Below are 21,835 nucleotides of genomic sequence, written 5' to 3' on the forward strand. Positions count from 1 at the left end.
GACGCTGGCAATTTCTCATGGTGTCTGTCACTTGTGCCAAATCCACCGGGCAATCCGGCCAAGCAGTTTTCCGGTGTTCCAACACTTCGCAGAGACGGTACATGACATCCAGCTTTAATATATTGGTCACGGGCGCAACGGGTTTTATCGGGCAAGCCCTGGTAAAGGAACTGGGTGCCAGAGGCGGTTTCAACGTTCGTTCGCTGTCATTGAAGAATGCCTCCAAGGCTGTCTTTGCCCCTGCGCCGGACGCTAGCGGGCAGGCTCCTGCGGCTAGTCATCTAGCCGATGATATCGATGTGGTCGTTCATCTGGCGGGGCGTGCGCATATCCTCAAGGAGACGGCCAGCGACCCGATGCAGCTCTATCGGGCCGACAACGTCGACAAGACCCTGGAACTGGCCAAGTGGGCCATGCGAAGTGGGGTCAAGCGTTTCGTCTTTGTCAGCTCCATCGGCGTCAATGGTTCCACCACCCAGGCCGGGCCTTTTAGCGAAGATTCCGCGCCGGCGCCAAAGGCGGACTATGCAGTCTCCAAGCTGGAGGCCGAGATTGCTCTGCAGGCATTGCTGCAAGGCTCGGCGATGGAACTGGTGATCATCCGCCCGCCGCTGGTGTACGCCGGCCATGCTCCGGGAAACTTCAGGCGCCTGATGCAGTTGGTGAATACCGGCCTGCCGCTGCCTTTCGCCCGGGTCGAGAACTCGCGCAGCATGGTCGCTCTGGAAAACCTGGTGGACTTTATTATCTGCTGTACCCGCCACCCATTGGCGGCCAACGAAACCTTCCTGATTGCCGATGGCGTCGATCTCTCCATCAGCCAAATTGCCCAGTACCTTGCACAAGGCCTGGGTCGTCCCTCGAGACTCTGGCCGGTGCCGCTTTCCATGATGGCCCTGGGGGCCAGGCTGCTGGGTGTCAAAGGCATGTTCGAGCAACTGTTCCAGTCCTTGACCATCGACTCGAGCAAAGCCAGGAAACTGCTGCACTGGCAGCCGCCGGTGACGCCGCAGCAGGCCTTGCCCAAGGCCGGCGCGGATTACCTGGACGCCTCGCGGAAACAGGTTTGAAGGCTGACATCGGGCAACCATGACGCAGCGTCCGGAACGGCTTGCTCAAGCGATGCCCGAGCAACACCTGAGTTTGCGCTTGCCTGCCTCGGGAGGCCGTTTCAGGCAGGCGGCTCTCTGGTGGCAGGCTGATCAATGATGGCTCATGGCGGGTAGGCCCAGTATTGCGCTCAAGGGCCCGGGTAGTTGCAGCTCGAAACAGCGTGCCGTCGATGGCAATGCAAGCCACTCGGCCAATGGCAGTAGCTGGGTCGCAGTGCCACCCGGCGTCAATCCTGTAGTGGCGAGCGCTCCTTGGCCTGGTACTCGATCATCCATCCCGGGTATTCGATCTCGGGGGCGCTGATGGCGTCCAGTCTGGCGATATCCTCGGGACTCAGGCGCACTTGCGTGGCGTGCAGGTTGTCCTCTAGCTGATCAAGGCTCTTGGCGCCGATGATCACGCTCATCACAGCGTTGCGCTGCAGCAGCCAGGCCAGGGCGATAGCGGCGATGGAGTCGTTGTGGGCCTTGGCGATGGGCGCCATGGCCTCGACCAGGTCAAAGACCCGTTCCCCGTCTGCGGGCGGAAAGTCGAAGGTCGAGCGCCGCGCACCTTCGGGGAGATGGCCGTTGCGGGTGAATTTGCCAGACAGCAGGCCGCCGGCCAGGGGACTCCAGATCATGATGCCCAGACCCTGATCTTCACAGAGCGGGACTATTTCGCGCTCCAGGTCGCGGCTGGCCAGGTTGTAGTAGGCCTGTACCGTTTCGAAGCGGGCAAAGCCTCGTCGCTCGCTGATGCCCAGGGCTTTCATGATCTGCCATGCGGCCAGGTTCGAGCAGCCAAGGGTGCGGATCATGCCCCGCGACACGCAGTCGTCGAGGGCGCGCAGTGTCACTTCAATGGGCGTTTGGGAGTCGAAGCCGTGGATCTGGTACAGGTCGATGTGTTCCGTACCCAGGCGCTTCAGGCTCAGGCCCACCTGATCCATGATATGGCCCCGTGAGAGCCCCGCCGAGTTGGGGCCCGGGCCGGTCCTGCCGAATACCTTGGTGGCGATGATCACGTCTTCGCGGCGTACATCGACTTCGCGCAAGGCCTGCCCCAGCAGGACCTCGGACTGTCCTTCGGAATAGACGTCGGCGCTGTCGAAGAAGTTGACGCCGGCCTCGAGGGCGCGGGCCACCAGCGCGGTCGCGCCGCGCTGGTCAACCGTGCCCACGGTGCGCCAGAAGCCCTGGCCGCCGCTGAAGGTCATGGTGCCCAGACACAGCTCGGAAACGAACTGTCCGGTCTTGCCCAAGGGTCTATAGCGCATGGTTTGTATCCTTCCTGTCTGGATATGGGGCCGCTCCGGTTATTGCATTCGGCACCTGAACTCCGGAAGCAGCATGTGCGTCAGGCAGGTGGAATTCTGGAAAACCTCGGTCAGACTGTGAATGCAGCCACGTCCTATTTTCTGTCGAGATCATCCGGAGTTGCCTATGGATCCCTTATCCGATGTGCTGTCTCAACTCGATAGCCACAGTTCGGTTTTCGCCGGACTGCAGGCCGGGGGAGACTGGTCCATCTGCTTTCCGGCCCCGGAAGGCATCAAGTTCAACGCGGTTATCGAAGGCTCGTGCTGGTTGCTGGTGGAAGGCGAGCGCCCGATCGAGTTGCACCAGGGCGACTGTTTTCTTCTGTCCAAGGCGCGGCCCTTCATTCTGGCCAGCGACTTGAGCCTGCAGCCCATCGACTCGCACCTGGTTTACCGCGATGCCAGGAACGGGATCGCCCACTATCGGCAAGGCCAGGGCTTTTTCCTGATCGGCGGGCGGTTTGCCTATTGTGACGAGGCCAGGCTGTTGCTGGACGGTCTGCCCGCGGTGGTCACGGTCAATGGCCAGTCGGGCCAGGCTGGGGTCCTACAGTGGGCATTGCAGCAACTGAAAACCGAGCTACCCAGCAGCCTGCCGGGCTCGTCGTTGATCGTGCGGCAACTGGGGCACCTGATGCTGGTGCAGGTACTGCGGCTGTATCTGGCGGCGTCCCAGGAGCACCCGCCGGGGTGGCTGGCGGCGCTCTCGGACCCAAAGATCAATGCCGCCATTCAAGCCATACACGCCGAGCCCGAGCACCGCTGGACGGTCAATCTGCTGGCCAGGCGGGTGGGGATGTCGCGTTCGACGCTGGCGCTGCGTTTCAAGCAGAAGGTCGGCATGGGGCCACTGGCCTACGTGCTGCGTTGGCGCATGCAACTGGCCTCTCGGGAACTGCGCAGGCATCAGGGCAGTATTTCCTCGATCGCACAGGCGCTGGGCTATGACTCCGACAGCGCTTTCAGCAATGCCTTCAAGCGGGTGATGGCCTGTTCTCCCCGCGAGTACCGGCTGCGCCAGGCTGCGGTTGCGAGCGTTGCATGACGAAGTCGATGAAGGCTCGCAGTGACGGCGCCATTTGCCGTTGGCTGGGGTAATACAGGTAGAACCCGGGGAAAGCCGGTGTCCATTCCTTGAGCAGGTGGATCAGTTGGCCGCTTTCCACCAGGGCGGCCACCTGATGGCGGAACAGATAGGCGATGCCGACTCCGTCGAGGACCACGCGGGTGAGCATTTCCGGCTCGGTAACCACCAGAGGGCCCTTGACCTCGATCTCCAGCAGTTCGCCATTGCGCTCGAATTCCCAGCGATACAGGCTGCCGTCCGTGGGCCAGCGGTAAGTCAGGCACTGGTGGTGTATCAGCTCCTGTGGTGTGCGTGGTATTCCGCAGCGTTCCAGATAGGCGGCGGAGGCGACCACCATCATTTCCTGATCACCGCCCAGCCCCTGGGCGACCATGTCCTTGTCGAGTTTCTTGCCGAGCCGGACCCCGGCATCGAAACCGCCGGCGACTATATCCACCAGGCGCTCGTCGGTGACTACATCGAACTGAATGCCGGGGTAGGCCTGGAGAAAAGGGCCGATCAGCGGGGCCAGGTAGTGAATGGCCGCCACTCGGGTGGTATTGATGCGCAGCAGCCCGTGAGGGCCTTCGCTGGAGGTCTTGAGCCTGGCCAGCGCTGCATCCAGGGATGCCAGTGCAGGCAGCAGGTCCGCTAGAAGCCTGGCGCCCATTTCGGTGGGCGAGACGCTGCGCGTGGTGCGATTGAGCAGGCGCACGTCCAGGCGTTCTTCCATGTTGCGGATGGTTTGGCTGAGAGCGGATGCGGACATGCCCAGGTGGGCGGCGGCACGGACAAAACTTCCTTGTTGAATGACAGCGGCGAACGCCTGGAGTTGGGCGTATTCATTGCCTCGCATTATGTCCACTTCCTTAATGGGTCATGCGGATAATTATGCATTATCAATTGACCCCGCATACGCAATACTTCCTGCGCACTGAACATTTCAAGTTAACAGCGGAGGTTGACCTGTGGGCAGATTTTCCGGAAAGCGCGTCCTGATTACCGGGGGTACCAGTGGCATGGGCCTGGCAGGAGCCAAACGCATCGCCGATGAGGGCGGTCAGGTGGCCGTGACGGGCTACAGCGCCGAGCATCTGGAGGAGGCTGCGCGGCTGCTTCCGGCAGATGCGCTGATTTTCAAGAACGATGCGGCCGACCCTGAAGCCGTGCAGCAACTGGTGGAGCAGGTCCGACAACTGGGTGGGCTCGACGGGCTCTGGCTCAATGCCGGTTATGCACAGGTGGGGCCGATCGAAGAGGTTGATGCCGGTTTTTTCGATCGCATGATGAACGCCAATGCCAGGGGGCCTTTGCTGCAACTGGCTGGGTTGACCGGCTTGCTGCGGCCTAATGCGTCAGTGGTGCTGACGTCCTCGACCTCCGCCTATGAATCCTCGCCCTTGACCAGCGTCTATGCCGCCACCAAGGGAGCGATGATTTCCATGGCCCGTTGTTGCGCGGCGGCACTGGGCCCGCGGGGGATCAGGGTCAATGTGCTGGTGCCGGGGCCGATCGAGACCAATTTCCGCAACTTCTTGGCGCAAGACATTCGCCGCCAATTCGAGGATGGGCTCGCCACCCAGTTGCCGCTGCGGCGGGTCGGTAGCGCCGCCGAAGCGGCGGCGGTGGCGTTGTTTCTCCTGTCGGACGACGCCTCCTATGTGACCGGGAGCCAATACGCGGTCGATGGTGGCCTGACGATGCGCTGAGAGCGATCCGCTACTGGCAACAACAAAGAGTTCCCCGAGTGACGGCCGTGTGCTCAAGAGGGGCGGATACACCTGCGACACTATTGATGCCCTTCGGCTAGAAGGGCGGCGGTGAGCACATCATCGCCAACAAGCGTTGGTTGGATATTGCGTCATATACACAATTTTCAGGCAGTCAGCTGTAGCAGTATCGCGCTCCGTTTGTGGGTGAGCGATTGCTAACTGGCGTAAGAAGTATGTGTAAGGGATAACTTATGGGCAGCAATAGTATGTCTCTCCAGTGGTTGATGGAATTTCGCTTGCAGATGTTGGCGGTAAGTTCTTCAGTGCAGGCGTTGAATATCATTGAGATCGAAACTCAACGTCATGGCTTCGATGTATTTGCATTCGGTGTAAAGAAGTCCACACCCTTTACCCGCCCCAATACCCGGTTACGTGGAACCTATCCGGAAGCCTGGATGGATATCTATCGGGTAAAAAACTATGCTGCTGCCGACCCCGCCGTGGAACATGCGCTGCGTACTACCAATGTAGTCGCCTGGAGTGACAAGTTGCGTGAAGAGAACCCTTTGTTGTTCAGTGAGGCGAAAGAATATGGTTTGTGCGAGGGCGTGACACTGTCCAGTAAAGGTTCTGATAATACCGTGAGATTTTTATCTTTCTCGCGCAGCCAAGGCGTGATTTCCGAGGCTGAAGTGGCGAGTATCGGGCTGGGCTTGAAGTTGATGCTGGATATTCTTGTAGAAACCCTTACCCGAACTAAAGACGAGGCTCTGGTGGCTGAGTCCGCCAGCCTGACCAGAAGGGAAAAGGAAATACTGCAATGGACGGCAGATGGTAAAAGTTCTGGGGAAATATCCATGATCCTGAGAATTTCCGAAAACACGGTGAATTTTCATCTCAAGAGCATCCAGAAGAAATTCCATGCCCCAAACAAGACCTTCGCCGCGGCCTACGCGGCGGCGCAAGGCTTGCTGTGATGGCCGCAGTCGGCGCTGTCGCCGACCTGGATGCACAGCTTGAGCGGCTACAGCGCAAGTAAAGGCTAATACCCGCAAGCCCTGGGTTCCCACGTGGGGCTGTTGTCGTGGTTTGCTAAATTAATACTCATGACTATTAATAGGCGCCATTTGTATGGCGTCTTTTTATTTTAAATTTATTTTGATGACCGGTTAGTCATTCTTAACTGGCGTCTTGACTATGCGCTGATGTTTTTAATTGCTCCTTATTGAGGCTTTGTGTTGTGTTGTTGGGTTGCGCTTAGTTACCTACCAGAATTAGTAGGTTGTAATGAATAGTAACAGTTGTTACTTTTTGTTTCATTGGTGTTTGGTTGGATAGGTCGTTCGTCGATATGGAGGGTTATTGCCTTCTCTCTTTGTTTTCGAAGACTTTTTGAAGTGTCTAGCAGCGTGCTGGCAATCGTTTGATTGCTAAAGGAGATGGTTATGCAGGATGTTAACTTCAGTCATATAGAAAATCATCTTGGACCTGCGGCGGACCGGTTTTTCGGTGCAGGTTTCAAACGTGTGAAATATGGCACCAGGCATCTAAGTCTTACTGATACTTCGGTAGATTCGAGTATCAGCTTGAGCTATCCGGCCGGCTGGTCGAAGAAAATCGGCAGTGGTGAACTAGTGCCGCACCTGAGCACTATTGATGCATTGGCCATTGCTATCAATCTTTGTCAGGACGTGCTCTTGGAGAAGTTTGCAAATGTCGATTGTTGCTGGGTCCGGCGGATATCGATAAAGGCCGGCAAGAAACCCGAGGAAGATCTGCGCGAGATCCAGGCCCATATGCATGAGGAGCTCCCGCAGGTCGATACCCAGGGCGATACTTGCCTGGCATTTTCCGGGCATGTCGGCGCGATGGCCCTGCAACTGGAGATCGTAAGGCCCGCAGCGGCTGACGGCAGGGCGAACCAGGATGGCAGTGGCAATAACTACTATGTGGAAGGCTTCAGGAAGCGTACCCAACTGATCGACGACATTGTTTTCGATTCGCCGCTCAAGGCGATTTCGAAACTGGTGGTCGTCGACGAAGAACCGGGCTCCGCCAGAGGTGGCATCGAAGCCAGCTATCCGCAGGTCGTGACGCCTATCGATGCCTTCGTCAGTCACCTGCAGATCGCCCAGGTGCTGCTCTACAAGCTGGACAATCTGCAACGGGGTCAATCCAACACCCTGTGGATGCGAACCACCACCATCACCGCGCAGGACCCGGCCCGGCGCAGTGCCCAGGCCCGGGTGCTGATGACCGAACTCAAGGACGCCAACATAGTGACGGTCAAGGGCGAGGACTGGCGGGTGGCGGAGATAGTCGGCCATCTGAGTGGCATGACCCTGTCGTGTTCCGTCGCGCATCTGTTACCTCGCTAGGAGAGCACCATGGGCGTTCGTATTGCGGGGTTGGGAGGCGCCTTGCCTCCCCAGGAAGTGACCAATGAAGACCTCGAACAGCGGCTTGATACCACCAGCGAATGGATTGTCAGCCGTACTGGCATCTTGAAGCGTTACGTCGTTACCGAGGGCATCTGCACCAGCGATCTGGCCTGTGAGGCCGCCAGGGCGGCCATCGAAAACGCTCCGGTGGGCCTGAACATCGACTTGTTGATCCTAGCCACCAGCACACCGGACCGCCGTTGTCCGGCCACCGCGCCCAAGGTCGCGGAGAAGCTCGGATTGCGGGGGATCTCGGCCTTTGATGTGAATGCCGTGTGTTCGGGTTTCATCTATGCATTGCAACTGGGGGCGGCGGCGATCAAGGCGGGATTCGCCAGGCATGTATTGGTGATCGGTGCCGACGTGTTTTCCTCGATTATCAATGAGCAGGATCGTAGTACCGTGCCTATTTTCGGTGACGGTGCCGGGGCCGTGGTGCTGCAGGAGTCCGATGTCGATGATGTGCTGGATATCGAAACCGGCAGCGATGGTTCCCTCGAGGATCTGATCACTATTCGTTCCGGCGGCGTGGAGTCGAAAGTCAATTCGGCGCAGCAGCACCCCGACGACATCTACTTCTCAATGAGTGGCAAGGAAGTTTTCATGCGGGCAATTCAATGCATGAATGATTCAGTGCTTGGATTGCTGCAGCGCAATCAACTCGATATTCAGGATGTGGATTGTCTGGTTCCGCACCAGGCGAACCTGAGAATTATAAGAACCTTGGCCGAGCAACTCGGCGTGCCTTACGAGCGTGCAGTGGTTTCCCTGGATCGGTTTGGTAATACCTCGGCCGCTTCTATACCGCTGGCGCTGACGCAAGCCTGTATGGACACCACGCTCAAAGCACGTGATCGAGTAGTGCTGACCGCTTTTGGCGGTGGTGTTACCTGGGGTTCGGCGTTGTTGAACTGGCCTGAATTGCAAAGAGTTCCATTCATCAAGCATATGAGCGCGACAGGGGTAGCCAAATGAAAGACAAACTGATTGAAGCAATTACCTTGATGCTGAAAGAGAAGTATCAGGTTCCCGCCCAGCAACTGCACGCTGAAGCAGTGTATGAGGAATTGAACCTGGACTCGTTGACACTGCTGGAAGTTTCAATGGCGCTGGAGCGAGGTTTCGATATCAAGGTGCCGGATGGAACTATCGTTCCCGAGCACAGCATCGCCAAGTCGGTGGACAACATACTGTTGAGCAATGCCGCCTGATGCTTATCGTCATCTTGCGGCACGGTGAAACGCCACAGAATCTGAGTGGCGTTTTCCAGGGACAATCCGACCCGGACCTGCATGAAGTCGGTGTGGCGCGATTCCTGAGTGCGGCCCGGGTGCTTCGGGAACAGCCCTGGGATTCGGTCTACAGCTCCCATTACCGACGCGCCATGAGTTCCGCCGACCTTTTGGCGGACGCCGCCCGGGCACCCAGGTTCGTCTGCGTCGATCTGGCGGAAAGAAACCTGGGTGAACTGGATGGCCAAGCCAAGTCCGAGCAATTGCAGCTTGATCCGCAGTTGTCGGAGAAGTTGATGGAACTTGATTACGCCCCACCAGGGGGTGAATCGGGACAGGCCGCTTTACAACGTTTTATTCGCGCAATTGAAGCAATAGCGGCAAACCACCAACCACGTACGCTGGTGGTTGCCCATGGCGGTGTTATTGCCCTTTTTGCACACCATGTATTGGGTGTGCCGACAACTTCCAGTTTTTTGGAACATGGTCATGGGCTGATGCTCAGGGCTTCAGGAAAAGACTTGAATCTGCTGGGGTTCAACTTGCAGCCAGAGTCAATAGTTTCTGCTTTTACTTAGCTTCGGAGATATGTGATGAGTATTGATATCGTGGTGTTCTTCAGCGTGAGCGCGGCTAACCGAGTTGAACTTGGTCGACACTTCAGTGAACTTGCGGCACATACATTGAATGAGCCGGGTTGTCAGCGGTTTGAAGTTTACGAACAGTCGCCCGAGGCCGGCGGATTCGCTCTGGTTGAACGTTGGCAAGATGATTCGGCCATTTCCGATCATATGGGCATGCCCTATACCGAGCATTTCATTGCCAATGCCAAGCATCTGATCGAGCACAGCGAAGTCCATCGCCTGACTTCTTTGACCCGCGACTGATCGAGGAGTCATGACATGGACTCGTCAGCCGTTGCATCCAGACCAATTTATGCCCTGGTCGTCGTCTGTATTGCGCTGTTCGCTATACCCCTGACCATCACAGGATCGGGTGTTCTGCTACTGCCGATTGCCCAGGACTTTGCCTCGAGCTACCTGCAGACGCAGTGGGTGATTTGCTCGTTCATGGTGAGCTACGCGGCGTTTATGGCAATGACCGGGGTGATGGCCGATGCCTTGGGCCGCAAGTTGTCCTTTGTCGTCGGCCTGGTGCTGTTTGCCATCGCCAGCGCGGCGGCGGCTGGCGCCGGCAGCCTGACGCAACTGATTGCCGCCAGGGCGCTGACCGGCGTCGGGGCGGCGGCGGTGACCACTGCCGGAAGCGCGATCCTGGCTTTGGCCTACACGGGGCCGGCGCGGGTCCGGGCGTTTACGGTATTCGGTACAGCGCTGGGACTGGGCCTGGCGGTTGGCCCCCTGGTGGCCGGTAGCCTGGTGTCGTTGCTGCACAGTTGGCGCCCGTTCTTTGCCGCAATCACCGCAGTGCTGGGGGTGGTTGCACTGTTGGGGCTGGGGTTGCCGGAAAGCCGTTCCCAGGAACGGCAGGCCGTGGATTGGAGTGGTGGCGCTTTGTTCACCAGCTTGCTGATTCTGTTGGTTTCGGCCTTTTCCATGGTGCCCGCTGCAGGTTGGTCGGACCCGACGGTGCTCTGCCTCTTTGTCGGTGCCGGGTTGCTGGTTCCAGTCTTCGTCAAGGTCGAGAACCGCGCGGCCCACCCCATCGTCAACCTTCAGCTGTTGTGCAACCGACAGTTTCTGGCTGTGTGTCTCACGCCGGTGTTTCTCGGTTTCGGTTACATCAGCCTGTTGTTCTACCTGCCCCAGTACCTGACGGTGGTTGCCGGCATGAGTGCCATGGAAATCGGCATCGCCTTGATGTGTTCAACCCTGCCGTCGCTGCTGTTTCCACTGTTCTTCAGCCTGATGCGCCAGCAATTGCCGCTCAGGACACTGATGGTAGTGACCTTCGCCTTCATGGTGCTGGGTCCGTTGTCCCTGGCCTGGGTGATTGCCAGCCCCACGCTGCTCAACCTGGCTGTGCCGCTCTTTATCACCGGCGCTTCCTTCGGCGTGTCCCTGTCCTACCTCGATGGTGCGGCGGTCAGTGTGGTTCCTGCGCAGCGCTCGGGAATGGCGGCCGGCATGTTCAACACATTTCGCCTGGGAGGCGAGGCCCTGACCATTCCCTTGCTGGGCATGGTGATCATGGCGCTACTCGGCCGCCAGGCCGATGACCGCAACGCGGGGCTCTCGGTTCTGGTGCAGGGCGATCTGGAAAGAGCGGCCCGGTTGCTGTCGCAGCCCCAGGAAGTGCTGACCGAGCATCTGGCGTTTGCGATGCAGGAGGCCTTGATTGTGATTGCGGCCGTCTCGCTGGTTGGCTTGATGATCATTTTGAAACTGTCGAATCAGACTCTCACCAAAGGTGTTGAATATGCGCACTAAAGAGCAAGAGCCGAAAGTCCTGATAGTTGGCGCGGGTCCGGTCGGCATGTTGTTGGCTCTGGAGCTGGCCCTGTATGGCGTCCAGGCCCGAGTGATTTCCAGGGACGTGCGGGTTTCCCCGCATTCGAAGGCGACCATCGTCTGGCCGCGGATTCTGGAACTGATGGACCGTACCGGCGTGTCCGAAGCGATTGTCCGCGAGGGGCACTACTTCGATCAGATGAACTATTACTCCAACAAGAAAAGAGTTGGACTCATACGTTTCAATACCTTGAGCGATACCCCCTATCCATTTGGCATCACCATTCCCCAGGCCAAGACCGAACGCATACTGGAGTCGGCACTCACCGCTCAAGGTATCGCGATCGAATACGGTTGCGAGTTCGTCAGTGGCGAGCAGGATCTGGACAGTGTCAGCGTAACCCTCAGGGACAGGTCCGGGGCCGAGCAGCGTTGCAGCTTTGATTGGGTGGTCGGCGCCGACGGCTTTCAAAGCAGCGTGCGTTCTGCCTTCGAGTTCGATTTCAGCGGCTACTCGATGCCGATCCGCCTGGCCATCACCGACGCCGAGCTGACCGGGCAGACCACCAGCAGCGAAGCGGCCTATTACATGCACAGGTCCGGCAACATGGTACTGGCCCCGCTAGGCGATGGGGTGTTCAGGGTCGGCGCCAGCGTGCCGCCGGAATACACCGGCGACCGGCCAGACCGAGAGTTCTTCAATACCTTGCTGGAGCACCGGGTGCCCGGGGTGAAGAAACTGGGGGAGATGAAGTTCAGCGGGATCTTCACCGCCCATGTGCGTACCGCTAACCGATTCAAGAAGAACCGGGTTTTTATCGTCGGTGATGCGGCGCATGCGATGAGCCCTTCCGGCGCTCAAGGTCTCAACACCGGGTTTCAGGACGCTGTCAATCTGGGCTGGAAGCTCGGTGGTGTGATCAGGGGCAGCCTGTCGCCGGACATCCTGGAGTCCTATACCCGGGAAAGGCTGGAGTCGGTCAACCGGGTATCGGCGTTGTCCACCAGCCTGGCCAGGATGAGCCTGTATCGGCGCACCCCGCAGATAGTCCTGCGTGATGCCGCGTTCAAGGTCGCTTCGCTGACCAGGGTTCTGGAGAACTATGTCTCACCAAGGTTTGCGCAGCTCGATTCCAGCATCGCCAAGCCGGATAACCGGCTGTTCCCCGGTAAGAAACGCTCCTTTTGCGCAGGCGACAGAATACCCCTCAGCTGGACGGAGAACTGGCAGGCGCCGGTACTCGCCAAAGACGCCTATTCCATCCTGCTGTGGCCCGGAAAGACCTACGTCTACGAGACCTGGTCGGCCTTCAGCCAGGAACTCGATGCCGCCATGCCGGGGCACAAGGTGATCAATCTGGGGGCCATGCCCCTGGGCAAGTTACTGGATCGATTGGGCGCACGGCCGCAGAGCATCATCGTGCGCCCGGACGGGCATATCCAATCGATAGTCGCGCTGGATGCGGCGGCTTACGCGAAGGGCATCGACGCTATCAGCAATGCGCTGCCTCACTCCCTCAACCTTCAATAACCAAGGTGTCTGTCATGAGTAAAAATCGAGTCGAGTTAACTTCCCCTGCCGATATGACTCCCGAGCAACTGGAGGTCTATGCGCGGTTTCCTTCCAACCTGACCCGCTCGCTGTTGCTTACCAAAGGCTCTGCGGGGCCGCATTTGACCCTGGGCGGGTCGTTCACGGTCGGGCTGATCTCGTTCCTGGAGCGTGAGGTGCTGGTGATGCGCGTGGCCAAATTGCTGGAGAGTGCCTTTGAGCGGCTGATTCACTATCCGCTGGCGATCAAGGCCGGTTTGACCGAGCACGAAATCGACGACATCGAGCAGGGTCGTTATGAGCGCATGGAGCCCAAGCGTGTCGCGCTGTTGGTGTACGTGTCCGAGTGCACCCTGGAGCATAAGGCCAGCGCCGAGGCGTTCTGGGCGCTGCGCGAGTTCTATTCGCAGAATGAAGTGGCCGAGATCACTCATCTGGCCGGCCACTGCGCCATGACTGCCATGTACCTGGCCAGCCTCGACGTGCCCCTGGATGAGGCGGAGACCTCCTGGGACAAGCTCGTGGCTCGCGATCCCGCCTGAGGGAGGAGGCGTCGATGTTGTATACCAAGCTCGGACGCAGCGGGTTGAGAGTCTCAAGGCTGGCCTTGGGGTGTATGAGCTTTGGCGAGCCTGCGCGGGGAACCCATGCCTGGACCCTGGGGGCGGAGGAAAGCGAGCGGATTCTGGGCAGGGCCCTGGATCAGGGGATCAACTTCCTCGATACGGCGAATATCTACTCCCAGGGATCGAGCGAAGAGATCCTCGGTAATGCCTTGTTCAAGCTCAAGGCTCGCCATGAGGTGGTGCTGGCGACCAAGGTCTATGAGGCCATGACTGGTGGTCCTTTGTCGGGAGGGCTTTCACGGCAGGCGATCTTTCGCGAGATCGACGCCAGCCTGAAGCGTTTGCGCACGGACTATATCGATCTGTATATCGTTCACAGGTGGGACTATCAGACTCCCATTCTGGAGACGATGGAAGCGCTGCATGACCTGGTGAAGATGGGCAAGGTGCGCTACATAGGCGCCTCGTCGATGCATGCCTGGCAGTTCGTCAAGGCGCAGTACCTGGCCACACTCAATGGCTGGACACGCTTTGTCAGCATGCAAAGCCACTACAACCTGCTCAACCGCGAGGAAGAACGGGAGATGCAGCCCTACTGTGTCGACGAGGGAGTTGGCCTGACGCCCTGGAGTCCGCTGGCCAGGGGCAAGCTGGCGCGGAGCGGCGAGACGGGCTCGCTGCGTGCCGATAGCGACAAGGTGCAGGCTTGGCTGTATCTGTCGGCACAGGAAAGCGACCGGCAGATCATTGCCGTGGTCGAGGCGATTGCCCGCGAGCGGGGTGTGACCAAGGCTCAGGTGGCGTTGGCCTGGCTGCTCAGGCAGCCGGCCGTGGCGTCACCGATCATTGGTGTGACTCGCCTGGAACAGTTGGACGATTTGCTCGGTTCGCTGGATCTTGAACTGGAGGATGAGGAGCTTGTGCGTCTGGCTGCACCTTACACGCCGCATACAGCGCCCGAGTATGTGTAGCCCAGCCGATTGAAGAGCGGTCGCCAATCTGCCGGACAGGGGTTGGCGACATTCCTCCAGAAAGCAGAAAGCCCGCAGTCAGCGGGCTTTCGAGGTGTTGCATAGTCGTCATGGGACGGCTACTTGTTGCGTTTGGTGCCCCGAGGGAGACTCGAACTCCCACTTCTTGCGAAAACGGATTTTGAATCCGCCGCGTCTACCAATTCCGCCATCAGGGCTCAATGGCGGCGAAGTATAGAGAGGCCATTACCGTTGGTCAATCGGCTTTCGTGGTCAATTTTTAGTTATTCCGCTAAACTTTCCGGCCCTGCTAGACGAACCCCATCATGCGCGTTGCTGACTTTACCTTCGAGCTTCCTGATTCGCTGATCGCCCGCCATCCACTGGCCGAGCGTCGCGGCAGCCGTCTGTTGACCCTGGATGGGCCAACCGGCGCCTTGGCCCACCGTCAATTCACCGATCTGCTGGAGCATCTGCGCCCTGGCGATCTGATGGTGTTCAACAATACCCGGGTGATTCCGGCCCGTCTGTTTGGCCAGAAGGCCTCCGGCGGCAAGCTGGAGATCCTCATCGAGCGGGTACTGGACAGCCATCGTGTGCTGGCCCATGTGCGCTCCAGCAAGTCGCCCAAGCCGGGCTCGAAGATTCTGATCGAGGGCGGTGGCGAGGCCGAGATGCTGGCGCGGCACGACACGCTGTTCGAACTGGGTTTTGCCGAGGAGGTGCTGCCGCTGCTGGACCGAGTCGGGCACATGCCGTTGCCTCCTTATATAGACCGCCCGGACGAAGGCGCGGATCGCGAGCGCTATCAGACCGTGTACGCCCAGCGCCTGGGCGCAGTGGCTGCGCCGACCGCCGGGCTGCATTTCGACCAGCCGCTGCTGGAGGCGATTGCCGCCAAGGGTGTGGAGACGGCATTCGTGACCCTGCATGTCGGCGCCGGAACCTTCCAGCCGGTGCGGGTAGAACGCATTGAAGATCACCATATGCATCACGAGTGGCTTGAAGTCGGCCAGGATGTGGTGGATGCGGTGGCCGCGTGCCGGGCTCGCGGCGGCCGGGTGGTGGCGGTAGGCACCACCAGTGTGCGTTCCCTGGAAAGCGCTGCCCGCGATGGTGTGCTCAAGCCGTTCAGTGGTGACACCGACATCTTTATCTACCCGGGCCGGCCGTTTCATGTGGTCGATGCCCTGGTGACCAACTTCCACCTGCCGGAATCCACGCTGTTGATGCTGGTTTCGGCGTTCGCCGGTTATCCCGAGACCATGGCCGCCTATCGCGCCGCGGTGGAAAATGGGTACCGCTTTTTCAGCTACGGTGATGCGATGTTCATCACCCGTAATCCCGCGCCGACCGCTCCCAAGGATCTGGCCCCCGAGGAAACTGTATGAGTCGCACTTGTCGTATGTCCTTCGAGCTTCTGGCCACTGATGGCAAGGCTCGTCGCGGTCGCCTGACCTTCCCCCGCGGTACGGTGGAAACCCCGGCCTTCATGCCGGTGGGCACCTACGGCACGGTCAAGGGCATGTTGCCGCGGGATATCGTCGCCACCGGAGCCGAGATCATTCTCGGCAATACCTTTCACCTGTGGCTGCGCCCGGGTACGGAAGTGATCAAGGCCCACGGCGACCTGCATGATTTCATGCAGTGGAAGGGGCCGATTCTTACCGACTCCGGCGGCTTCCAGGTGTTCAGCCTGGGCGCCATGCGCAAGATCAAGGAAGAGGGCGTGACCTTTGCCTCGCCGGTGGACGGCGCCAAGGTGTTCATGGGCCCGGAAGAGTCGATGCAAGTGCAGCGCGACCTGGGGTCGGACATCGTGATGATCTTCGACGAATGCACGCCGTACCCGGCCGATGAGGACGTGGCGCGGATCTCCATGGAGCTGTCCCTGCGCTGGGCCCAGCGCTCGAAGAACGCCCACGGCGACAACACGGCGGCGCTGTTCGGTATCGTCCAGGGCGGTATGCACCAGGACCTGCGTATGCGTTCCCTGGAAGGCCTGGACAAGATCGGCTTCGACGGCCTGGCCATCGGCGGCCTGTCGGTGGGCGAACCCAAGCATGAAATGATCAAGGTCCTGGACTACTTGCCTGGCCAGATGCCGGCCGACAAACCTCGTTACCTTATGGGAGTTGGCAAGCCGGAAGATCTGGTTGAGGGTGTGCGCCGCGGTGTGGACATGTTCGATTGCGTGATGCCAACCCGCAATGCCCGCAATGGGCATCTGTTCATCGACACAGGCGTGCTGAAAATCCGTAACGCGTTCCATCGCCATGATGATTCGCCGCTGGACCCAACTTGTGATTGCTACACCTGCCAGAACTTCTCCCGTGCCTATCTGCATCACTTGGACAAGTGCGGGGAAATGCTCGGGAGTATGCTCAATACCATCCATAATTTGCGCCATTACCAGCGTCTTATGGCTGGTTTGCGCGAGGCTATTCAACAAGGTACATTGGCCGCCTTTGTCGATTCCTTCTATGCCAAGCGCGGGTTACCCGTGCCGCCTTTAGAGTAAGTTCTAAAGACGTTAAGCCACCAATTCTGCAATTATCGGAGTGTTAAATGAGCTTTTTGATCCCTGCCGCGTATGCGGACGCCGCTGCACCTGCTGCTGCCGGTCCTGCCGGCACTGGTTTCGAGTGGATTTTCCTGGTCGGCTTCCTGGTCATCTTCTATCTGATGATCTGGCGTCCACAGGCCAAGCGCGCCAAAGAGCAGAAGAACCTGCTGAGCAACCTGCAGAAAGGCGACGAAGTTGTGACCACTGGCGGTATCGCCGGCAAGATCAACAAAGTGACCGACGACTTCGTGGTTCTGGAAGTGTCGGACTCCGTTGAGCTGAAGTTCCAGAAAGGCGCGATCGCTGCCACGCTGCCAAAAGGCACGCTGAAAGCGATCTAAGTTTCATCTTTTACCAATCGACGGGGCGCGCAAGGCGCCCCGCGTCATAAACGGGCGGCGTGATGCTGAACAAATATCCTCTGTGGAAGTACCTACTGATCCTGGCGGTGCTGGCGATCGGTTTTATTTATTCCGCTCCCAATCTATACCCTGATGATCCGGCCATTCAGGTCAGCGGCGCGAGCACTGCGTTGCAGGTCACTCAGGCGGATCTGGATCGTGCGAGCAAAGCGCTCACCGACGCCGGTATCAAGGTCAAGGCTTCCTCCATTGCCGCCAACGGCAAAGGTGGCCTGCTGCGCTTGATCAACAAGGAAGATCAGCTTCCGGCCAAGGATGTAGTGCGCAAGGCGCTGGGCGATGACTATGTGGTGGCGTTGAACCTGGCGCAAACCACCCCGCAATGGCTGCGCAACCTTGGTGCGCACCCGATGAAACTGGGCCTGGACTTGTCCGGTGGTGTGCACTTCCTGCTGGAAGTGGACATGGACAAAGCCCTCGACGCCCGCCTGAAAGTCTATGAAGGCGACGTCAAGAGCCTGCTGCGTAAAGAGCGTCTGCGCTATCGCAGCCTGCCGCAGCTCAATGGTGCCATCCAGCTGGGCTTCAGCGATGAAGACAGCCGTGAACAGGCCCGTTCGCTGATCCGCAAGAACTTCAATGATTTCGATATCGTACCGGCCGACCTCAATGGCCAACCGGTGCTGCGTCTGGCGATGACCCCGGCCAAGCTGGCGGAAATCCGCGAATACTCCATCAAGCAGAACTTGACCACCGTGCGTAACCGGGTCAACGAGCTGGGTGTGGCCGAGCCTCTGGTTCAGCGTCAGGGTGCCAACCGCATCGTGGTTGAGCTGCCGGGCGTGCAGGACACCGCTGAAGCCAAGCGGATCCTGGGCAAGACCGCCAACCTGGAATTCCGTCTGGCCGCTGAGCCGGGTGCTTCCAAGGCGACTTCCGAGTCCTTCGAATTCCGTGAGGGCAACCGTCCTCCAGCGCTGATCGAGCGTGGCCTGATCATCACCGGTGACCAGGTGACCGATGCCCAGGCCGGCTACGACGAGCACGGTCGTCCACAGGTGAACATCAAGCTTGATGGTCACGGTGGCGAACTGATGAACCGTTCGACCCGCAGCAACGTCGGTCGCAGCATGGCGGTGATCTTCATTGAGCAGAAGCCGATCACCACCTATACCAAGCAGGTGGTCGACGGCGTCGAGAAAGACGTGCCGGTCCAGGCGTTCAAGGAAGAGAAGAAGATCATCAGCCTGGCGACCATTCAGTCGCCACTGGGCAGCCAGTTCCGTATCACCGGCCTGAACGGCCAGGGTGAGTCCTCCGAGCTGGCATTGCTGCTGCGCGCCGGTGGTCTGGCGGCGCCGATGTACTTCGCCGAAGAGCGCACAATCGGTCCGAGCCTGGGTGCTGACAACATCACCAAGGGTATCGATGCTTCGCTGTGGGGCATGTTGTTCGTTTCGCTGTTCATCATCGCCATCTATCGCTTCTTCGGCGTGATCGCCACGGTGGCCCTGGCGCTGAACATGGTGCTGCTGCTGGCCCTGATGTCCTTGCTGGGGGCGACGCTGACCCTGCCGGGTATCGCCGGTATCGTGCTGACCATGGGTATGGCGGTGGACGCCAACGTGCTGATCTTCTCGCGGATACGTGAAGAAATCGCTGCCGGCATGACGGTGCAGCGGGCAATCAACGAAGGCTTCGGCCGGGCATTCACCGCGATTCTCGATGCCAACCTGACCACCTTGCTGGTGGGCGGCATCCTCTTTGCCATGGGCACCGGCCCGGTCAAGGGCTTTGCGGTGACCATGTCCCTCGGGATCTTTACCTCGATGTTCACGGCCATCTGGCTGACCCGCGCGATGGTCAACCTGATCTTCGGCGGTCGTGACTTCAAGAAGTTGTGGATTTAAGGGGCTGCCATGTTACGTACTATCAACTTCATGGGCGTGCGCAACTTTGCGTTCGGCGTCACTGTGCTCCTCACCGTTCTGGCGTTGTTCAGCTGGTTCCACAAGGGGCTGAACTATGGTCTGGACTTCACCGGCGGTACGCTCATCGAGCTGACCTACGAGCGTCCGGCGGATGTGATGAAGGTGCGTTCGCAACTGAACGATGCCGGTTATCACGAAGCCATCGTGCAGAGCTTTGGTGCGACCACTGATCTGCTGGTGCGGATGCCGGGCGAAGACCCGCAACTGGGCCATCAGGTGGCCGAGGCGCTGCAGAAGGTCGGCGGCGACAACCCGGCGCAGGTCAAGCGTGTCGAGTTCGTCGGCCCGCAAGTGGGTGAAGAGCTTCGCGACCAGGGCGGCCTCGGCATGCTCATGGCGCTGGGCGGCATCCTGATCTACCTGGCTTTCCGCTTCCAGTGGAAGTTCGCCGTGGGCGCCATCGTTTCGCTGATCCACGACGTGATCGTGACCGTGGGTATTCTGTCGTTCTTCCAGATCACCTTCGACCTGACGGTGCTGGCGGCGGTGCTGGCGATCATCGGTTACTCCCTCAACGACACCATCGTGGTGTTCGACCGGGTGCGTGAGAACTTCCGGGTGCTGCGCAAGGCCAGCCTGATCGAGAACATCAACATCTCGACCACTCAGACCCTGCTGCGGACCATGGCGACATCGATCTCCACCTTGCTGGCGATCATTGCGCTGTTGTTCTTCGGTGGTGACAACCTGCACGGCTTCTCCATCGCCCTGTTTGTCGGTGTTCTGGCGGGTACCTACTCGTCGATCTATATCGCCAACGTGGTGCTGATCTGGCTGAACCTGAACAGCGAGGACCTGATTCCTCCGGCCAACACCGAGAAGGAAGTGGACGACCGTCCTTGAGGATCTAGCCCTTTTCCGGCTGTCAGTTAAAAAGGCGCGAGTGTTGAACTCGCGCCTTTTTTGTTGCTCCAAGGCTGGGAGAAGCGCGGGCTAGGTCCCGTTTGTATGGTCAGGAGGTTCACGTGAACAAGTCGTTGCTGGTTGGTGCGGTATTGGGTGCTGTCGGTGTCACCGCCGGGGGTGCTGTTGCCACCTACAGCCTGGTTAAAAGCGGCCCTGAGTATGCGCAAGTACTGGCTGTGCAGCCGGTCAAGCAACAGATCAAGACTCCTCGCGAAGTCTGCAAGGACGTCGCGGTCACCCGTCAACGCCCGGTCAAGGACGAGCATCAGATCCTCGGTACCGTGGCCGGTGCGGTGGGCGGTGGCCTGCTGGGCAGCATGATTGGTAGTGGTAACGGCAAGAAGCTTGCCACCGTGGCCGGTGCCGTGGGTGGCGGTTATGCGGGCAACAAGGTGCAGGAAGGCATGCAGGAGCGTGACACCTACACCACCACGCAGACTCGCTGTAACACGGTCAATGACATCAGTGACAAGATCGTCGGTTACGACGTGAAATACGACCTGGGCGGCAAGCAAGGCCAGGTGCGCATGGATCGTGACCCGGGCAATCAAATCCCGGTGGATAAAGAAGGGCGTCTGATTCTCGGTCAGAACCAGAATCAGCCGGGTCAATAACCCCCCGCTTGCAGGGGTTGGCTTGCCGGTGAATGGGCTTTGAGATCGCCTTCGCCGGCAAGCCGGCTCCTACAGGTCGGGTTTTGCGGGCATAAAAAAAGCACCCCGAAGGGTGCTTTTTTGTTGCTGGCGCTTAGCGCTTCAGCGAGGCCGGCAGGTGCGGCTGGATGGCGGTCAGGACCGCTTTGAAGCATTTGGTGTTGCCGGCAACCACATGGCCTTTTTCCAGGAAGTCGTGACCGCCGGTGAAGTCGCTCACCAGGCCGCCGGCTTCTTGAATCAGTAGGGCGCCTGCAGCCATGTCCCATTCGGACAGGCCCGACTCCCAGAAGGCATCGAAACGACCAGCGGCCACGTAAGCCAGGTCCAGGCTGGCGGCGCCTGCGCGGCGAATGCCGGCGGTCTGGCCCACCAGGGCGCGGAACATGCCCAGGTAGTTGTCGAGGTTGTCCATCTGATCGTCACGGAACGGGAAGCCGGTGCCCAGCAGGGCGCCGTCGAGGCTGGTGCGACCACTGACTCGCAGGCGACGACCGTTCAGCTGGGCACCGCGGCCGCGGCTGGCGGTGAATTCTTCCTGGCGAACCGGATCGAGGACCACGGCGTGTTCCAGGCGGCCACGGTATTTGCAGGCGATGCTTACGGCGAAGTGCGGGATGCCGCGCAGGAAGTTGGTGGTGCCGTCCAGTGGGTCGATGATCCACAGGTAGTCTTCGCCTTCGCCGCTACCGGCGTGCAGGCCGGTTTCTTCGCCGAGGATGGCGTGGGTCGGGTAGGCCTTGCGCAATGCGTCGATGATCTTCTGCTCGGCGGCACGATCAACTTCGGATACGTAGTCTTTGGCGTCTTTTTCGTCGACCTTGATGGTATCCAGGCGCTCGATGGAGCGGAAAATCAATTCACTGGCGCTGCGGGCGGCGCGCAGCGCGATATTCAGCATTGGCTGCATGGATAGGTCACCTAAGGTTGTTAAAGAAAGCCGAGCATTCTAGCAGAAAACTTTTGCAGATGAAGGTCGGTGTTCGCTTTGAT

General features: G+C 59.3%; 22 protein-coding genes and 1 tRNA gene. 19 read left to right on the top strand and 4 right to left on the bottom strand.

All coding sequences use genetic code 11. The features are described from left to right. The first annotated feature begins 17 nt into the window (after positions 1-17). Entirely contained in the window at positions 18-1,070 is a 1,053-nt protein-coding gene (locus BLV47_RS05270) for an NAD-dependent epimerase/dehydratase family protein (RefSeq protein WP_244168842.1), read from the top strand. A gap of 269 nt (positions 1,071-1,339) precedes the next feature. On the opposite strand, the gene BLV47_RS05275 is transcribed toward BLV47_RS05270, so the two are convergent. Further along, complete coding sequence (locus BLV47_RS05275; RefSeq protein WP_092310716.1) at positions 1,340-2,371, bottom strand: aldo/keto reductase; 1,032 nt, start codon at positions 2,369-2,371, stop codon at positions 1,340-1,342. A 166-nt stretch (positions 2,372-2,537) separates the two neighbouring features. On the opposite strand from BLV47_RS05275, the gene BLV47_RS05280 reads away from it, so the two are divergent. Then, positions 2,538-3,458 carry an AraC family transcriptional regulator gene (locus BLV47_RS05280; RefSeq protein ID WP_092310719.1) on the top strand — a complete coding sequence of 307 codons (921 nt, stop codon included), beginning with the start codon at positions 2,538-2,540 and terminating at the stop codon, positions 3,456-3,458. Here the strand turns inward: BLV47_RS05280 and BLV47_RS05285 are convergent. Beyond that, positions 3,388-4,335: a LysR family transcriptional regulator gene (locus BLV47_RS05285; protein ID WP_092310722.1), complete on the bottom strand. Its 948-nt coding sequence runs from the start codon at positions 4,333-4,335 to the stop codon at positions 3,388-3,390. The two genes, BLV47_RS05280 and BLV47_RS05285, sit on opposite strands and share 71 nt — an antisense overlap. A 112-nt stretch (positions 4,336-4,447) precedes the next feature. On the opposite strand from BLV47_RS05285, the gene BLV47_RS05290 reads away from it, so the two are divergent. From BLV47_RS05290 to BLV47_RS05340, 11 genes are all read left to right on the top strand, one after another. Next, entirely contained in the window at positions 4,448-5,188 is a 741-nt protein-coding gene (locus tag BLV47_RS05290; protein ID WP_092310725.1) for an SDR family oxidoreductase, read from the top strand. A 254-nt stretch (positions 5,189-5,442) separates the two neighbouring features. Further along, positions 5,443-6,168: an autoinducer binding domain-containing protein gene (locus tag BLV47_RS05295; protein ID WP_143038240.1), complete on the top strand. Its 726-nt coding sequence runs from the start codon at positions 5,443-5,445 to the stop codon at positions 6,166-6,168. A 468-nt stretch (positions 6,169-6,636) separates the two neighbouring features. Next, on the top strand, positions 6,637-7,569 hold the full coding sequence (locus tag BLV47_RS05300; RefSeq protein ID WP_092310728.1) for an AvrD family protein: 933 nt from the start codon (positions 6,637-6,639) through the stop codon (positions 7,567-7,569). 9 nt (positions 7,570-7,578) lie between these two features. Beyond that, positions 7,579-8,607: a beta-ketoacyl-ACP synthase III gene (locus BLV47_RS05305; protein ID WP_092310732.1), complete on the top strand. Its 1,029-nt coding sequence runs from the start codon at positions 7,579-7,581 to the stop codon at positions 8,605-8,607. After that, a complete protein-coding gene (locus BLV47_RS05310) occupies positions 8,604-8,843 on the top strand; it encodes a phosphopantetheine-binding protein (protein WP_092310735.1) in 240 nt (79 codons plus the stop codon). The genes BLV47_RS05305 and BLV47_RS05310 overlap by 4 nt, the downstream gene beginning before the upstream one ends. Further along, a complete protein-coding gene (locus BLV47_RS05315; protein WP_092310738.1) occupies positions 8,843-9,442 on the top strand; it encodes a histidine phosphatase family protein in 600 nt (199 codons plus the stop codon). Before BLV47_RS05310 ends, BLV47_RS05315 begins: the two co-directional genes overlap by 1 nt. A gap of 15 nt (positions 9,443-9,457) precedes the next feature. Beyond that, positions 9,458-9,751 (top strand): putative quinol monooxygenase, encoded by a 294-nt coding sequence (locus tag BLV47_RS05320; RefSeq protein WP_092310741.1) that lies wholly within the window; start codon positions 9,458-9,460, stop codon positions 9,749-9,751. 15 nt (positions 9,752-9,766) lie between these two features. After that, positions 9,767-11,254, top strand: a complete 1,488-nt coding sequence (locus BLV47_RS05325) for an MFS transporter (RefSeq protein ID WP_092310744.1) — start codon at positions 9,767-9,769, stop codon at positions 11,252-11,254. After that, positions 11,244-12,806: an FAD-dependent oxidoreductase gene (locus tag BLV47_RS05330; protein ID WP_092310747.1), complete on the top strand. Its 1,563-nt coding sequence runs from the start codon at positions 11,244-11,246 to the stop codon at positions 12,804-12,806. Before BLV47_RS05325 ends, BLV47_RS05330 begins: the two co-directional genes overlap by 11 nt. A gap of 14 nt (positions 12,807-12,820) precedes the next feature. After that, positions 12,821-13,369 (top strand): carboxymuconolactone decarboxylase family protein, encoded by a 549-nt coding sequence (locus tag BLV47_RS05335; protein ID WP_143038241.1) that lies wholly within the window; start codon positions 12,821-12,823, stop codon positions 13,367-13,369. Between the two features lie 14 nt (positions 13,370-13,383). Then, positions 13,384-14,364: an aldo/keto reductase gene (locus tag BLV47_RS05340; RefSeq protein ID WP_092310753.1), complete on the top strand. Its 981-nt coding sequence runs from the start codon at positions 13,384-13,386 to the stop codon at positions 14,362-14,364. Positions 14,365-14,497: 133 nt separating this feature from the next. Here the strand turns inward: BLV47_RS05340 and BLV47_RS05345 are convergent. After that, positions 14,498-14,582: transfer RNA gene (locus BLV47_RS05345), tRNA-Leu, on the bottom strand. A 108-nt stretch (positions 14,583-14,690) separates the two neighbouring features. Between BLV47_RS05345 and queA the strand changes: the two genes are divergently transcribed. From queA to BLV47_RS05375, 6 genes are all read left to right on the top strand, one after another. After that, entirely contained in the window at positions 14,691-15,755 is a 1,065-nt protein-coding gene (gene queA, locus BLV47_RS05350) for a tRNA preQ1(34) S-adenosylmethionine ribosyltransferase-isomerase QueA (protein WP_060840889.1), read from the top strand. A 14-nt stretch (positions 15,756-15,769) separates the two neighbouring features. Continuing rightward, entirely contained in the window at positions 15,770-16,885 is a 1,116-nt protein-coding gene (gene tgt, locus BLV47_RS05355; protein ID WP_162470478.1) for a tRNA guanosine(34) transglycosylase Tgt, read from the top strand. 47 nt (positions 16,886-16,932) lie between these two features. Beyond that, positions 16,933-17,271, top strand: coding sequence for a preprotein translocase subunit YajC (yajC, locus tag BLV47_RS05360; RefSeq protein WP_060840888.1), 339 nt, complete (start codon positions 16,933-16,935; stop codon positions 17,269-17,271). A 62-nt stretch (positions 17,272-17,333) separates the two neighbouring features. Continuing rightward, a complete protein-coding gene (gene secD / locus BLV47_RS05365) occupies positions 17,334-19,202 on the top strand; it encodes a protein translocase subunit SecD (protein WP_092310756.1) in 1,869 nt (622 codons plus the stop codon). 9 nt (positions 19,203-19,211) lie between these two features. Continuing rightward, positions 19,212-20,126, top strand: coding sequence for a protein translocase subunit SecF (secF, locus tag BLV47_RS05370; protein WP_060840886.1), 915 nt, complete (start codon positions 19,212-19,214; stop codon positions 20,124-20,126). A gap of 122 nt (positions 20,127-20,248) precedes the next feature. Beyond that, on the top strand, positions 20,249-20,803 hold the full coding sequence (locus tag BLV47_RS05375; protein WP_092310759.1) for a glycine zipper 2TM domain-containing protein: 555 nt from the start codon (positions 20,249-20,251) through the stop codon (positions 20,801-20,803). 133 nt (positions 20,804-20,936) lie between these two features. Here the strand turns inward: BLV47_RS05375 and suhB are convergent, their stop codons facing one another. Continuing rightward, entirely contained in the window at positions 20,937-21,752 is an 816-nt protein-coding gene (suhB, locus tag BLV47_RS05380; protein WP_011063220.1) for a type III secretion system regulator SuhB, read from the bottom strand. Positions 21,753-21,835: the final 83 nt, after the last annotated feature.

The sequence above is a fragment of the Pseudomonas saponiphila genome, from assembly GCF_900105185.1.
In the GTDB taxonomy this organism is placed as follows: domain Bacteria; phylum Pseudomonadota; class Gammaproteobacteria; order Pseudomonadales; family Pseudomonadaceae; genus Aquipseudomonas; species Aquipseudomonas saponiphila.